Below are 14307 nucleotides of genomic sequence, written 5' to 3' on the forward strand. Positions count from 1 at the left end.
GGACGCTTCCTTCGGACCGCCTTCCAGCGGGCCCTCCGGGCGCTTCGTTCTTTCGTGTTCCCAGCTTATCAGATGTTTTCCGCTCCGTTTTCCGGAGTTTCATTCATCCAATTTCCCGAACTGGGTCGGGGCCGCTTTCTGCGACGTCCACCACATTAGCGCATTCCGAGAGTCAATCGAAATCCACACTCACATCCGGTGACGGCAACGCCGACGGACCCAAGTGAATGGGCTTCGAGGTGTGAGGGTGGGTCTTGCTGAGTGGGTGGCCGCTCCAGCGACTCGTTCAACACTAGGCCACCTGGAGGACATCGTCAAACGTCGAGGGCCGGATCTGTCCAGATCCGGCCCTCGGGGCTCGAAGCCGCAGCTCAGAGCGGGTGTTCTTTCAGCCAGTAGATCAACTGACAGGTCGATGGACCGGTCAGCCGGCCGTGACCAGCTCCGCCGCCGCCAGGTTGCGCTTGCCACGGCGCAGCACCAGCCAGCGGCCGTGCAGCAGGTCGGCCTCGGTGGGCACGGCCTCCTCGTCCGTCACCTTGACGTTGTTGAGGTAGGCACCGCCCTCCTTGATCGTCCGGCGGGCGGCCGAGCGGCTCGGCGCCAGGCCGACGGCGACCAACAGGTCGACCACCGGCTGGAGTTCGGTGACCTCGGCCTTCGGGACCTCGGCGAGGGCCGCGGCCAGGGTCGGGGCCTCCAGGTCGGCCAGGTCGCCCTGGCCGAACAGCGCCTTGGACGCGGCGACCGCACGCTCGTACTGCTCGGCGCCGTGCACCATCGTGGTGAGCTCCTCGGCCAGCGCGCGCTGGGCGAGGCGGGCGGCGGGGCGCTCGGCGGTCTCGCGCTCCAGCTCCTCGATCTCCTCCTTCGAGCGGAAGCTGAAGATCCGCAGGAAGTTGGAGACGTCCCGGTCGTCCGCGTTCAGCCAGAACTGGTAGAAGGCGTACGGGGTGGTGAGCTCGGGGTCGAGCCAGACCGTGCCGGACTCCGTCTTGCCGAACTTGGTGCCGTCCGCCTTGACGATCAGCGGCGTGGCCAGCGCGTGCACGGACTTGCCCTCGGCCTTGCGGATCAGGTCCGTGCCGGCGGTGAGGTTGCCCCACTGGTCGCTGCCGCCGGTCTGCAGGGTGCAGCCGTAGCGGCGGTTCAGCTCCAGGTAGTCCATGCCCTGGAGGATCTGGTAGCTGAACTCGGTGTAGCTGATGCCCGCGTCGGAGTTGAGCCGTCGGGCGACGGCCTCCTTGGCGATCATGTTGTTGACGCGGAAGTACTTGCCGACGTCGCGCAGCAGGCTGATGGCCGACATCCCGGACGTCCAGTCCAGGTTGTTCACCATGCGCGCCGCGTACGGGCCCTCGAAGTCGAGGAACCGCGAGATCTGGCCGCGCAGGCGCTCGACCCAGCCGGCCACCGTCTCGGGGTCGTTGAGCACGCGCTCGGCGGTGGGCTTCGGGTCGCCGATCAGGCCCGTGGCGCCGCCGACCAGGCCGAGCGGCAGGTTCCCCGCCTGCTGGATGCGGCGCATGGTGAGGATCTGCACCAGGTTGCCGAGGTGCAGGCTGGGGGCCGTCGGGTCGAAGCCGCAATAGAACGTGACCGGGCCGTCCGCGAACGCCTTGCGCAGTGCGTCCTCGTCGGTGGACAGGGCGATCAGCCCACGCCACCGCAGCTCGTCGACGATGTCCGTCACGGTCACGCTTCTCCTTCGATCGGGCGCCCGCCCGCTGTCGGCCCGGTTCGGTCGGGCCCGGGGTCGGTACGGCTCCAGCCTGATAGAGCCTACGCGGTTCCGGCCAGCGAGTTTCCCCCGAGGCACCGGGTCCGGTCGGCGGCCCCGCTGCCCGCGTTCCTCCTCGACACCGGAAATTCCGTTGTTCGTCGGCTGTGGGCCCATTCAGAGTGGGGTCACCGCCGTGCGGCGGCAGTGACGTGTGTGGAGACGGTCGTGCCGCCGTGGCACGCCCGTGGGAAGGGTGTGCCGAGTGCGCAACACGCTGGTTCTGAACGCGAGCTACGAGCCCCTGACGACGGTGTCGCTCCAGCGCGCCGTCGTCCTGGTGCTCCAGGACAAGGCGGTGGTGGAGCAGGCGCACCCGCTGCGCTCGATCCGGGGGACGGGTGTGGCCGTCCCGGTGCCACGGGTGATCAGGCTGCAGAGGTACGTGAGAGTGCCGTTCCGACAACAGGCCCCGTGGTCGAGGCGGGGTGTCCTGGCCCGGGACCAGCACCTGTGCGCGTACTGCGGGCGCCGGGCCACCACGGTGGACCACCTGCAGCCCAGGTCGCGCGGTGGGGAGGACAGCTGGATGAACACCGTGGCCGCGTGCGCGGAGGACAACCAGCGCAAGGCCGACCGGACGCCGGAACAGGCCGGGATGAAACTGCTGCGGCGGCCGTTCGTGCCGACCCCGCAGGCCACCTTGATGCTCGCGCTCGGGCTGCGCGGCTCGGAGGCCCGCGAGCTCGCCGACTGGCTGCCGGCCGTGCCGGGGCAGCCCGTCACGGCGGCCTGACGGGGAGCCGGGCGCCGGACCGGGAACCAGGCCCGGGCCCGGTCCGGCCTCAGCCCTTCGCCTGGTACCCCGCCGCCGTGCCGTAGTTGGCCGCGTGCTCCGGCACCACGACCACCTGTCCGCCGCCGATCAGCACCCGCCCGGAGAGCAGCAGCGAGCCGGTGCCGGGCGGGAAGTTCCCGCCGACCGCCTCCTGGCCGCCCGCCAGCGGGAAGCGGCCGAGGCGGGCGGGCTGGTCGCGGCGCTCGTCGGCGGCCAGCACCAGCGAGCCGCCGTCGATGCCGACCGCCCGGGAGGTGCCCTTGGCGGCGGTCGGCGTCTTCCAGCGCTGCTTGCCGGTGTCCAGGTCGTAGCCGACCGCGGACACCGGCCCGCCGCCGTTCGCCGGGGTCGTCGCGGCGACCATCGTGCGGCCCTCGAAGAACACCTCGGGCGTGGCCGAAAACGTTCCATGGGTGACGTTCAACCGGCCGCCGTCGGTGACCACCGGGATCTCGACGGCCGGGTCACCGGCGGAGCCCCAGGCGAACACCCGGTCGTCCTCGGGCCTACCGCCGGTGGTGAGCACCACGGCCGGTTCGGCGGAGAGCACCGTCACCGTCTTCGGCTGGTTGTTCAGGCCTCGCCACCAGCTGACCTTGCCGTCCGTCGCGTTCACCGCGACGGCCTGGTCGGCGGGCGTCGAGTCGGCGCAGGAGGAGGCGACCAGCACGGTCCTGCCGCTGACGCCGCCGGACAGCGTGCAGAACTTGCCCTGCCCGGTGTACTGCCAGACGTCCTTGCCGTCGGCGGCCGCCCAGGCCGCCGCCCGGTCGTCGCCGACCGCGATCACCATGTCGTCGGTGACGCCGATCCGCGCCGAGTAGGCGTCCTTGGATTCCGAGAGGCTCTTGCTCCAGGTGGTCTTGCCGGTCTTGGTGTCCACGGCGGCGACCAGGGTGCAGGGGCTCTTCGGGGCCGCCTGCGGCCGGAACAGGGCCGCGCCCAGCCCGGCCTGGTTCACGCTCGCCGAGAGGCCGCACGGAACGGCCCCGGCCGCCGGGGGCTCGACCGACCAGGTCGGCTTGCCCGTCGCCCGGTCGTACGCGCGCACGCCGGCGCCGTCGGCGCGGACCACCGCGTCGGCCAGCAGCCAGCTGCCGACCAGCGTGTCGTCGCCCGTCTGCTGCGCGGCCGCGGGCTGCGCCGACCAGATCCTGGTGTGCGCCACCGTGAAGCCGGGCTCACCCCCACTGGACGCGGACGCGCTGCCGCCGCCCTCGGCACCGACCGTCAGCGCCGCCGTTATCAGCACCCCGAGCGCGGCCACCCCGGCGCCGGCCCGCACCAGCAGGGCCCGCCGGCTGGGCACGTGCTCCCCGGTCAGGACGGCCGTCCGGACCTTGTCCACCAACGAGGAAGAGGAGGGAGAAGAAGGAGAAGAAGGGGAGGAAGGAGAGGAAGGAGAGGCGGAACCGGAACCGCCGTCACCACCGCGACCGCCCCGCCGAGCGGCCCGCGAGCGCGCGCCGGGCTCGCCGGGCTCGGCGGGAACGGCGGGAGCCGCCACCGAGGCCGCTGCCCCCGCCGGGGACTCCTCGACGGCCGGCTCGGGCTCCGCCGGTGACTCCTCGATCCGCACGTAGCCGTCGGCCGAGTACTCGGCCCCCGCCGGGACGTACAGCCCCTCCCCCACCTGCTGGGCCTGCGGTGCGGCCGCGGCGTACGGCTGCTGCCCGTGGCCCGGGTACTGCTGCTGGTACGGCTGGTACTGCTCCTGCCCGCCGTACGACCCGTGCGCCTGGGCCTGCTCCTGGTAGCCGTGACCCGCGAAGCCCTGCCCGTGGAAGTAGCCGCCCTCGACGTACCCGGTCTGCGCGTACCCGCCCTGCTGCTCGTACGGGGCCTGCTCGTACTGCCACTGCCCGGACGGCTCGGTCTGCTGCCACTGCGCCGCCTGCTGCTGCGGGTCGTAGTAGCCCTGCCAGTCCTGCCCGCCCTGGGGGTGCCACGGCTGTTGCTGGGCATGGGCGTCTCCGAAGGGCTCCTGTGCCACCGTTCCGTCCCTCCCAGCCCCCCAGCCGGCCTGCCGATTGCGGCAGTCAGCATCTCACGCCCGCCCGGGCCCGCCACCCGGGCCCTCGACGCGGTGGCGGGGGCCGGGTCTCAGGCCGCCGACTCGGCGCGCAGGGCCTCGTCGATGCGGGCGGCGAGGGTGAAGTCCAGGCCGGTAAGGCCGCCCTCGCTGTGGGTGGAGAGCACGAAGCGCAGGGTGCGCCAGCGGATGTCGATGTCGGGGTGGTGGTCGAGTTCCTCGGCCTGCTCGGCGACGGCGACGACCACCCGGATCGCGGCCGGGAAGTCGGGGGCGTCGGCGCTGCGGACGATGCTGTCGCCGTCCCGGCTCCACAGCGGCACGTCCGCCAGCGCCGCCGCGATCTCGTCCTCGCTCAGTCGTGCCCTCTTGCCCATCGGTGCGCTCCGGGTCTCGTCGGTGGTGCCGGTCGGATGCCGGTCAGGCGGCCTTCCGGCGCGGACGGGTCACCAGTTCGCCTCCGCAGTTGGGGCAGTTGGCGGCCATGGCCTCGGTGCAGTCCGCGCAGAAGGTGCACTCGTAGGAACATATCGAGGCGGGGCCGTCGGCGGTCAGCGACACCTCGCAGCGCTCGCAGGTCCCGCGCATCTCCAGTGCCATGGCTTGTCTCCTCCGTTGTTGGTACGGTCCGACGGTCGGTCAGTCCTACGGTCCGACCGTAGTTCAGCTCAGCAGCAGTTTGATGACGGCCACCAGTCCGACCACCACGATGACCGCGCGCAGCGCGGTCGGCGGCAGGCGGCGGCCGACCTTGGCGCCCAGCAGGCCGCCGACCAGCGAACCCACCGCGATCAGCCCGGCAGCCGTCCAGTTCACCGTCGAGGTGAACAGGAAGAACAGCGCGGCGACCCCGTTGACGATCATCGCCAGGGCGTTCTTCACGGCGTTGATCCGCTGCAGGTCCTCCTGGAGCAGCATGCCCATCAGCGCCATCAGCAGGACGCCCTGCGCGGCGCCGAAGTAGCCGCCGTAGATGCCGGTGAGGAACACCCCGGCCAGCAGCACCGGACTGCCGTCCGGGTCGCCGTCGGCCCGCCGCCTCGCCGCGACGGCCTTGGCCACCCGGGGCTGGATCACCACCAGGACGAGCGCGAGCAGGATCAGCGCCGGGACGATCGCGTCGAAGGCCCCGCTCGGCAGCTTGATCAGCAGCAGTGCGCCGAGCAGCCCGCCGAGCAGCGAGGCGGTGCCCATCCGCCGCAGCCGGCGGCCCTGGCCGACCAGCTCGCGGCGGTAGCCGATCACGCCGCTGAGCGAGCCGGGCACCAGGCCGAAGGAGTTGGAGACGTTGGCGGTCACCGGCGGGATGCCGACGGCGAGCAGCACCGGGAAGGTGATCAGGGTGCCGGAGCCGACGATCACGTTGATCATCCCGGCCCCGACGCCGGCCGCCAGGACGGCGATCGCCTCCCAGAGCGTCATGGGTCACCTCTCCTCGCGGTCCTGTCCGAGGGGATCATGCCGGACCCCGCCCCGGCCGGACCAGGCCCGCCCACGATTCGGGACGCACGCCACACCGCCCATACCGCCCCCACGCCCCCACGCCGCGCCGCCGCCTGCACGGCGCACGACCCGGAAAGACGCCGGGGGCCCGCCACCACCAGGCAGCGGGCCCCCGGCCGGAGAACTCGGCCGATCACTCCGGGTCGATCTTGCGGTACTCCCGCGCCGGGTCCACCCGGGGACGGGCGGCACCCTTCTCGACGTCCACCGGCCGCGGCCCGGCCGCCGGGTCGATCGGCACCTGGGTGGCCGCCGGGGGCGCCTGCGGCACGCTCGGCGCCGCCACCGCGGCGCCGTTGGCCCCGCCGCCGTTGCCGGTCAGGCCGGTGAAGGCGCCACCGAGGCCCTTGAGCGCGTCGCCGACCTCGCTGGGGATGATCCACAGCTTGTTGGAGTCGCCCTTGGCCAGCTCGGGCAGGGTCTGCAGGTACTGGTAGGCGAGCAGCTTCTGGTCGGCGTCGCCGTCGTGGATGGCCTCGAAGACCGTCCGGATCGCGGCCGCCTCACCGTCGGCGCGCAGCACGGCGGCCTGCGCCTCACCCTCGGCCCGGAGCACGTCCGCCTGCTTCTCACCCTCGGCCTTGAGGATCTGCGCCTGGCGCTGGCCCTCGGCGGTGAGGATCGCGGCGCGCTTGTCACGGTCGGCGCGCATCTGCTTCTCCATCGAGTCCTGGATGGAGGTCGGCGGCTCGATCGCCTTCAGCTCGACGCGGTTGACCCGGATGCCCCACTTGCCGGTGGCCTCGTCCAGCACCCCGCGCAGACCGGCGTTGATGACCTCGCGCGAGGTCAGGGTGGACTCCAGGTCCATCGAACCGATGATGTTGCGCAGCGTGGTCACGGTCAGCTGCTCGATGGCCTGGATGTAGCTGGCGACCTCGTAGGTGGCCGCCCGGGGGTCGGTGACCTGGTAGTAGATGACGGTGTCGATGTTGACCACCAGGTTGTCCTGGGTGATCACCGGCTGCGGCGGGAACGGCACGACCTGCTCGCGCAGGTCGATGCGGTTGCGGACCCGGTCGATGAACGGGACGACGATGTTCAGCCCTGCGTTGAGCGTCCGGGTGTAGCGGCCGAAGCGCTCCACGATCGCGGCGCTGGCCTGCGGGATGACCTGGATCGTCTTGATCAGCGCGATGAAGGCCACCACGACCAGGACGACCAAAACGATAAGGACGGGTTCCACGGACTCTCCCCTAGACGACCAGGGCGGTCGCGCCCTGGATTTCGACGACGTCGACCTGCTGCCCGGGCTGGTAGACCTGGTCCGGGTGGAGCGCGCGGGCCGACCAGATCTCGCCGTTGAGCTTGATCCGTCCGCCCTCCCCGTCGACGGTTTCCGCGACGACCGCGGTGGCGCCCTGGAGCGCCTCGATGCCCATCTTGATCTGCGGTCCCCGCTGCAGCTGCCGGTAGGCGATCGGACGGACGAAGGCCACCAGCGCGACCGAGACCACCAGGAAGGTCACGGCCTGGAGGACCACTCCCGCGCCCAGCCCGGCGACCCCGGCGGCCGCCAGCGCGCCGACGGCGAACATGGCGAACTCCGGCATCGCGGTGAGCACCAGCGGTATGCCGAGGGCCGCGGCGGCCAGGAGCCACCAGATCCAGCTGTCCACACGACCATCCTAGGGAGCGAGGGCCTTCGAGGCGGACAGTTCCCGCAGGTCGAGGGGCGGAAACCGGTCGCACGTGCGACCGGTTCCCAGGAGCCCTCGTGAGGCGGGCGGACGGGGGGTCAGCCCAGCGGCAGGCCCTGCGCCGACCAGCGGTCGCCGTGGCGCTCCAGGGTCAGCGGCAGGCCGAAGCACTTGGAGAGGTTGCGGGCGGTCAGCTCGGTGTCGATCGGTCCGGCGGTGAGCACCTTGCCCTGACGGATCATCAGCACGTGGGTGAAGCCGGGCGCGATCTCCTCGACGTGGTGGGTGACCATCGCCATGGCCGGCGCGAACTCGTCCTGGGCGAGCGCGCCGAGCCGGCGGACCAGGTCCTCGCGGCCGCCGAGGTCCAGGCCGGCCGCGGGCTCGTCGAGCAGCAGCAGCTCGGGGTCGGTCATCAGGGCGCGGGCGATCAGGGTGCGCTTGCGCTCGCCCTCGGAGAGGGTGCCGAACTTGCGGCCGGTGAGGTTGGCCATGCCCATGCGGTCGAGCAGGGCGAGGGCGCGGCCCTCGTCGGACTGGTCGTAGGTCTCCTGCCAGCTGACCGTCATGCCGTAGGCGGCGGTGAGCACCGTCTGCAGCACGGTCTGCTCGGCCGGCAGCTTGTCGAACATCGAGGCGCCGGCCAGACCGATCCGGGAGCGCAGCTCGAAGACGTCGATCTCGTCCAGCTTCTCGCCCAGCACCGAGACCTTGCCCGAGGTCGGGAACAGGTACGAGGAGGCGATCTGCAGCAGGGTGGTCTTGCCGGCGCCGTTCGGTCCCAGGATGACCCAGCGCTCACCCTCGGAGATGGACCACGAGACCTGGTCGACCAGCGCGCGCCCCTCCCGGACCACGGATACGTCCACCAGCTCCAGCACGTCGCTCATGCCTACGCCTTCCCCAAATACAAAAAATGTCGGCCGTCGGTGCGGGCGGCGAGCCTACTCCGGCGGCCGGTGGGCACGGGGTGGGTGCGCCGCACGCGCATGGGCAAACCTACGCCACGCGGATGACCGCCGATTCCGTAGGCTGGCCGGATGCTCGCGACTCCTGCCGACAATCCGTACGAAGAGCCCCGTTCGGGGCGGCTGACCGCCTGGGGCAACGCCCTGCTGGGCGGGCTCGTGCCGCCCGACGACGCCGCCACGGCCGTGCTGGGCGCCGACGAGGGCCACCGGGTGACCGGGCTGCCCGGGGACGCTCCGGGCGAGCAGCACGGGCTGACCTGGGCGCTCGGCCGGCTGCGGGTGCTGGGCGTGAAGGGCCTGCGGCTGGCGCTGCCCTCGGCCGGCCACCCGCTGGGGCTGACCGGCCCGGCGGCCTTCAACGAGCGGGCCATGGCGGCCGGCGAGGCGGTGCTCGCGGTGGGCGTACCGCTCGGCCTGGTGCCGGAGGTCACCGTGTACGGCCCGGAGGGGGACCGCGCGGCGACCGTGCTGTGGCGCTGCTCCGAGGTCACCGACGCCCCGCCGGCCGACGTGCCCTCGCTGCACGAGGCCGAGCGCGAGCTGGCGGACGGCCTGCGCGAGGCGACCGTGCTGCTGACCCGGCTGGATGTGGCGGGTGCGGGTCCGGAGGCGCTGCGCGCCCTGGAGGCGTACCGCCGGCGCGGCCACGCCGAGCTGCTCGCCCCCGGCTATCCGCCGCGCGCCGTGCGGGTGCTGGAGTCGGCCCGCCAGGTGTCCGCCTTGCTGGCGATCGCCTCGGGCGGCCACGGCGCGGCCGTGAGCGCCTCCGAGATGACCGCCCGCCGGTCCGTGCTGGCCCCCCTGCGGCGCACCGCCCGCCGCGCCCAGGTGGCGGCCTACAACGCACTGGTGGACGAGCGCGACGACCGCTAGGTCGGGGAGCCCTCGCGGGTCTCGCCGTTGCGGACGGCCCACAGCGCGGCCTGGGTGCGGTCGGCGAGGTCCAGCTTCATCAGGATGTTGGAGACGTGGGTCTTCACCGTCTTCTCCGACAGGTGGAGGCTGCGGGCGATCTCCCGGTTGGAGCGGCCGTCGGCGATGTGGCCGAGCACCTCGCGCTCGCGCTCGGTGAGGGTGCCGCCGCGGCCCTGCGGGGCGCGCGGGCCCTCGTCGGCGAGCAGCGCCTCGGCCAGTTCCGGCTGGAGCAGCACGTGGCCGGCGTGCACCGAGCGGATGGCGCCGGCCAGCGCCTCCGGGTCCACGTCCTTGTAGACGTAACCGGCGGCGCCGGCCCGCAGCGCGGGGACCATGGTGCGGTGCTCGGTGAAGCTGGTGACGATCAGGATCCGGGCCCGGCTGCCCTCGCCCTTGAGCGTGCGCAGCGCCTCGATGCCGTCGACGCCGGGCATCTTGAGGTCCATCAGGACGACGTCCGGGTCGAGTTCGCGGGCGCGCTCGACGCCCTCGGCCCCGTCGGCGGCCTCCCCGACCACCTCGATGTCGTCCTGGACCTCCAGGAAGGTGCGCAGCCCGCGGCGGACCACCTGGTGGTCGTCGACCAGCAGGACGCGGATCGACGGCGTGCTCTCAGGCACCGGGGACCTCCATCTCGACGAGCGTCCCCTTGCCGGGGGCGGACTCCAGGGTGAGCGTGCCGCCGACGGCGGCCGCGCGGTCGCGCATCGAGGCCAGGCCGAGGTGGCGGCCGGCCCGGCGGACGGAATCGGGGTCGAAGCCGCGCCCGTCGTCGCGCACCCGCAGCACGGCGCCGCGGGCGGCGGTACCGGTGAGGGTGACGGTGACCCGGCGGGCGCCGGAGTGGCGCAGCGCGTTGTGCAGCGCCTCCTGGGCGACCCGCAGCAACGCGGCCTCCTGGGCGGGCGGCAGGGCACGGACGCCGTCGGCGGCGAAGGCGAGGTCGGCGGTGTGCGCGCGGTCGAGGACCTGTACCTGGGAGGCGAGGGTGGCGCTCAGTCCGTCCTCCTCCAGGGCGGCGGGGCGCAGTTCGACCACCACGGCGCGCAGTTCGTCGGCGGCCTCGGCGGCGAGCCGGGCGACCTCGGCGAGTTCGGCGCGGGCCCGGGCCGGGTCGCGGTCGACGAGCTTGGCGGCGGCCTTGGCGGTCAGCCGCAGCGAGAAGAGCTTCTGCGAGACGGCGTCGTGCAGGTCGTGGGCGATCCGGGCGCGCTCGCCGGCCAGGGTGAGTTCGCGGCTTCGTTCGTACAGGCGGGCGTTGGACAGGGCGAGCGCGGCGTGTGCGGCGAGGATCCGCAGCAGTTCCTCGTCGTGGTCGGTGAACAGGCCGCCGCCGCGCTTGTTGGCGAGGAAGATGACGCCCATCACCTGTGGTTCGTCCTCGGCGGCCTCGGTGTCCAGGACGGGCATGCCGAGGAAGGCGTCCATCTCGGGGTGGGCGGAGGGCCAGCCCTCGAAGGCGGGGGCCTTGCGGACGTCGACGAGACGGGTGGGGCCGGTCTCGTGCAGCAGTTCGGCGAGCACGCCGTGCTGACGGGGCAGCGGGCCGATCGCCCGCCACTGTTCGTCGGTGACGCCGTCGACCACGAACTGGGCGAAGCCGCCGTGGTCGTCGGGCACGCCGAGGGCCGCGTACTCGGCGCCGAGCAGGTCGCGGGCGGAGGCGGTGATGCGGCGCAGCACCTCGCGGACCTCCAGGTGCCGGCTCATCGCGAGCAGGGCCTGGCTGACGGCTTCGATGCCGGCCAGCTGGTCGCAGGCGGTGGGCGGGCCTTCGGGGGTCCGGTGGTCACCGGTGGTGCAGGGCATACCGCCAAACTACCGCCGCCGCGGGGACGTCCGCGTCCGCCCCGGGCCGCCCCGGACGCAGGTCCGGGGACCTAGGCCGGTGGGCCCGCCACCCCGGGCCCCCGGGTCCGAGCGCCCCGGAGGTGGGCGGGCGGGTGACGGCGAAGGGCGGCCCTCCCCTCATGGGGAGAGCCGCCCTGTTCGAGGCCGGGGGTGTCAGCCCTTCTGCATGACCTCCGGCTCGTGCCGGCGCTGCAGCCGGGTCACGATCACGCCGATGATGATCGAGATGACGACCAGCACGCTCGCGTCGATGGCCCACTGGGCGACGGAGTGCTTCCACAGCGGGTCGTAGTTCGGGTGCTGGAAGTCCTTGTTCCAGGGGCCCATGAGCTCCGACAGGTTGAGCGTGGTGGCGACGATGCCGGTGCCCCAGCGGGCGGGCATCAGCCAGGCGACCTGCTCCAGGCCGGGCTTGCCGAAGATCTGGAAGAGGCAGCCGGTGAAGACGACCTGGACGATGGCGAACATGACCAGCAGCGGCATGGTCTTCTCGGCGGTCTTCACCAGCGCGGAGATCATCAGGCCGAACATCATCGCGGCGAAGCTCAGCAGGATCATGCCGATGGTCATCTCGATCATCGGCATGTTCTGGACGATCAGGCCGTGCTCGGGGAGCTTGCGCGGCAGGAAGCCGACCGCGGAGATGATCGCGCCCTGGATCACGGAGAAGATGCCCAGCACGATGATCTTGGACATCATGTAGGCCGACCGGGACAGGCCGGTGGCCCGTTCCCGTTCGTAGATCGCCCGTTCCTTGATCAGCTCGCGGACCGAGTTGGCCGCTCCGGAGAAGCAGGCGCCGATCGCCAGGATCAGCAGGATCGTCGCGGCCCCGTTGTTGAGGTGGAGTTGCGTCTTCGGGTTGGGTGCGAGCCCCGGTTCGTTGGGGATCAGCACGCTGACCGCGCCGATGACCGCGGGCAGCAGTACGGACAGCGCCAGGAAGCCGCGGTCGGAGGCGAGCACCGACATGTAGCGGCGCATCAGCGTCCACAGCTGCGAGCCCCAGCTCTGCGGCTTGGGCGGCTTGATGGCCTCCTGGGCGACCTGGACGTGCTGCACCTCGCCCGCCTCGACGGTCGGGGCGGAGTACTGCTGGTAGTGCACCGAGCCCCGGTAGCGGCCGGCCCAGTCGTGGTCCGGGTAGTTCTCGAAGGCCTGGAAGACGTCCGCCCAGGTCTCGTACCCGAAGAAGTGCAGCGCCTCGTCCGGCGGGCCGAAGTAGGCCACCGAGCCGCCCGGCGCCATCACCAGCAGCCGGTCGCAGAGCGCGAGTTCGGCCACCGAGTGGGTGACGACCAGGATCGTGCGGCCGTCGTCGGCCAGGCCGCGCAGCATCTGCATGACCTCGCGGTCCATGCCCGGGTCCAGGCCCGAGGTGGGCTCGTCCAGGAAGATCAGCGAGGGCTTGGTGAGCAGCTCCAGCGCGACCGAGACGCGCTTCTGCTGGCCACCGGAGAGCGCGGTGATCTTGTTGTCGGCGCGCTTGTCCAGGCGCAGCTCGTAGAGCACCTCGTCGATCCGGGCGTCGCGCTCGCGGGCCTCGGTGTCGCCGGGGAAGCGCAGCCGGGCCGCGTACTTGAGGCCCTTCCGGACCGTCAGCTCGCGGTGCAGGATCTCCGACTGCGGCACCAGGCCGATGCGCGAGCGCAGTTCGGCGAACTGCTTGTAGAGGTTGCGGCCGTCGTACAGCACCTCGCCGCGGTCGGCCGGGCGGTAGCCGGTGAGGGCGCGCAGCAGGGTCGACTTGCCGGAGCCGGACGGGCCGATGACGGCCACCAGGGACTTCTCCGGGACGCCGAAGCTGACGTCGTTGAGCAGGATCTTCTTGGCGCCCTTGTGCTCGACCTCGACGGTCAGGTGGCGGGCGGAGAAGGAGACCGCGCCGGTGTCGACGAACTCCTGCAGCTGGTCGCCGACCAGCACGAAGCTGGAGTGGCCGACGGTCAGCCGGTCCTGCGGGCCCATCAGCTGGCGCTGCACCGGCTGGCCGTTGAGGAAGATGCCGTTGTGGCTGCCGAGGTCGACGATCTCGTAGCGGCCGTCCGGCAGCTGGCGCAGCTCGGCGTGGTGGCGGGAGACCTGGAGGTCGGACACCACGATGTCGTTGTCCAGTGCACGGCCGATCTTGACGGTGCGCATGCCGGCCGTCAGGTTGCGGATCATCGTCGGCTGCGGGCCGCCGCCACCGCCGTGCTGCGGCGCGGCCGGGAAGCCCTGCTGCGGCGCGGCCGGGAAGCCCTGCTGCTGCGGGAACCCGCCGTGCTGCGGCGGCTGCTGGTTCTGCGGCTGCGGCGGGTACGGCTGCTGCTGCGGCACGTACTGCTGCTGGGGCTGGCCCGGCCAGGCCTGCTGCGGCTGCTGGTACGGGTCCTGACCCGGCCACGGCTGCTGCGGGGCGGGCTGCTGGGGCGTCGGACCGGGGCTGCGGCTGGTGACGGCCTCGTGCACCGGGGACGGCTGCGGGGCGGCGGCGTGCGCGGGGGCGGAGAAGGCGAGTCGGGGCCCGTTCTCCGGGTTGCCCAGGTTGACCACGCCACCGGGGAACAGCTGGGCCTGCATGGTGCGGGCGCCGGCCACGTACGTGCCGTTGGTGCTCCCGTGGTCGTCCAGCTGCCAACCGCTGCCGTTGAAGCTGATGGTCCCGTGCTGCCAGGAGACCCTGGCGTCGTCGAACGGGAAGTCCGACTGCGGGTTGCGTCCGATGGTGTAGGACCGCCCGGGCTCAAGAGTCCGCTGCTGTCCGTTGATCTCAATGACGAGTTGCGGCACTGCTCGCCTGCCCCGCTCTCTCGGTCCCCCGAATTCGGCCCCCGTCCGGGGTGCGCTGTTCCTCT

Annotated in this window: 13 protein-coding genes; 2 read left to right on the forward strand and 11 right to left on the reverse strand. The window is 72.3% G+C overall.

Annotated elements, in window-relative coordinates:
- Positions 1 to 424: 424 nt before the first annotated feature.
- A complete protein-coding gene (gene tyrS / locus ACZ6Z8_RS30550; protein ID WP_465613380.1) occupies positions 425 to 1693 on the reverse strand; it encodes a tyrosine--tRNA ligase in 1269 nt (422 codons plus the stop codon).
- A gap of 292 nt (positions 1694 to 1985) precedes the next feature.
- Here tyrS and ACZ6Z8_RS30555 point away from each other — a divergent pair, with 292 nt between their 5' ends.
- Positions 1986 to 2516 carry an HNH endonuclease gene (locus ACZ6Z8_RS30555; RefSeq protein WP_030285730.1) on the forward strand — a complete coding sequence of 177 codons (531 nt, stop codon included), beginning with the start codon at positions 1986 to 1988 and terminating at the stop codon, positions 2514 to 2516.
- Between the two features lie 49 nt (positions 2517 to 2565).
- Here ACZ6Z8_RS30555 and ACZ6Z8_RS30560 read toward each other — a convergent pair whose 3' ends face one another.
- The 7 genes from ACZ6Z8_RS30560 to ACZ6Z8_RS30590 form a co-directional block, all read right to left on the reverse strand.
- Positions 2566 to 4551, reverse strand: coding sequence for an outer membrane protein assembly factor BamB family protein (locus tag ACZ6Z8_RS30560; RefSeq protein WP_465613281.1), 1986 nt, complete (start codon positions 4549 to 4551; stop codon positions 2566 to 2568).
- 110 nt (positions 4552 to 4661) lie between these two features.
- Complete coding sequence (locus ACZ6Z8_RS30565; RefSeq protein ID WP_465613282.1) at positions 4662 to 4967, reverse strand: 4a-hydroxytetrahydrobiopterin dehydratase; 306 nt, start codon at positions 4965 to 4967, stop codon at positions 4662 to 4664.
- Between the two features lie 43 nt (positions 4968 to 5010).
- The gene (locus ACZ6Z8_RS30570) at positions 5011 to 5190 is read right to left on the reverse strand and encodes a DUF1272 domain-containing protein (protein ID WP_465613283.1); all 180 of its coding nucleotides are present in this window, start codon (positions 5188 to 5190) and stop codon (positions 5011 to 5013) included.
- A 63-nt stretch (positions 5191 to 5253) separates the two neighbouring features.
- Complete coding sequence (locus tag ACZ6Z8_RS30575) at positions 5254 to 6012, reverse strand: sulfite exporter TauE/SafE family protein (protein WP_465613284.1); 759 nt, start codon at positions 6010 to 6012, stop codon at positions 5254 to 5256.
- A gap of 214 nt (positions 6013 to 6226) precedes the next feature.
- Positions 6227 to 7279 (reverse strand): SPFH domain-containing protein, encoded by a 1053-nt coding sequence (locus ACZ6Z8_RS30580; protein WP_465613285.1) that lies wholly within the window; start codon positions 7277 to 7279, stop codon positions 6227 to 6229.
- A gap of 10 nt (positions 7280 to 7289) precedes the next feature.
- Complete coding sequence (locus ACZ6Z8_RS30585) at positions 7290 to 7712, reverse strand: NfeD family protein (RefSeq protein ID WP_465613286.1); 423 nt, start codon at positions 7710 to 7712, stop codon at positions 7290 to 7292.
- A 119-nt stretch (positions 7713 to 7831) separates the two neighbouring features.
- A complete protein-coding gene (locus tag ACZ6Z8_RS30590) occupies positions 7832 to 8623 on the reverse strand; it encodes an ABC transporter ATP-binding protein (RefSeq protein ID WP_465613287.1) in 792 nt (263 codons plus the stop codon).
- Between the two features lie 150 nt (positions 8624 to 8773).
- On the opposite strand from ACZ6Z8_RS30590, the gene ACZ6Z8_RS30595 reads away from it, so the two are divergent.
- Entirely contained in the window at positions 8774 to 9577 is an 804-nt protein-coding gene (locus tag ACZ6Z8_RS30595; RefSeq protein ID WP_465613288.1) for a hypothetical protein, read from the forward strand.
- Here ACZ6Z8_RS30595 and ACZ6Z8_RS30600 read toward each other — a convergent pair.
- The 3 genes from ACZ6Z8_RS30600 to ACZ6Z8_RS30610 form a co-directional block, all read right to left on the reverse strand.
- Positions 9574 to 10239, reverse strand: coding sequence for a response regulator (locus tag ACZ6Z8_RS30600; protein ID WP_465613289.1), 666 nt, complete (start codon positions 10237 to 10239; stop codon positions 9574 to 9576). The genes ACZ6Z8_RS30595 and ACZ6Z8_RS30600 overlap by 4 nt on opposite strands.
- A complete protein-coding gene (locus ACZ6Z8_RS30605) occupies positions 10232 to 11329 on the reverse strand; it encodes a GAF domain-containing sensor histidine kinase (protein ID WP_465613381.1) in 1098 nt (365 codons plus the stop codon). Before ACZ6Z8_RS30605 ends, ACZ6Z8_RS30600 begins: the two co-directional genes overlap by 8 nt.
- Before the next feature lie 294 nt (positions 11330 to 11623).
- A complete protein-coding gene (locus ACZ6Z8_RS30610) occupies positions 11624 to 14242 on the reverse strand; it encodes an FHA domain-containing protein (protein ID WP_465613290.1) in 2619 nt (872 codons plus the stop codon).
- Between the last annotated feature and the right edge of the window lie 65 nt (positions 14243 to 14307).

It is taken from the genome of Kitasatospora sp. NPDC101108 (assembly GCF_055584725.1).

What these genes read in the sequence shown, in the direction of transcription:
- ACZ6Z8_RS30575 (WP_465613284.1), bottom strand. Translation starts at nt 6,012, where the DNA reads ATGACGCTCTGGGAGGCGATCGCCGTCCTGGCGGCCGGCGTCGGGGCC.
- ACZ6Z8_RS30590 (WP_465613287.1), bottom strand. Translation starts at nt 8,623, where the DNA reads ATGAGCGACGTGCTGGAGCTGGTGGACGTATCCGTGGTCCGGGAGGGG.
- ACZ6Z8_RS30565 (WP_465613282.1), bottom strand. Translation starts at nt 4,967, where the DNA reads ATGGGCAAGAGGGCACGACTGAGCGAGGACGAGATCGCGGCGGCGCTG.
- ACZ6Z8_RS30595 (WP_465613288.1), top strand. Translation starts at nt 8,774, where the DNA reads ATGCTCGCGACTCCTGCCGACAATCCGTACGAAGAGCCCCGTTCGGGG.
- ACZ6Z8_RS30570 (WP_465613283.1), bottom strand. Translation starts at nt 5,190, where the DNA reads ATGGCACTGGAGATGCGCGGGACCTGCGAGCGCTGCGAGGTGTCGCTG.
- ACZ6Z8_RS30605 (WP_465613381.1), bottom strand. Translation starts at nt 11,329, where the DNA reads ATGAGCCGGCACCTGGAGGTCCGCGAGGTGCTGCGCCGCATCACCGCC.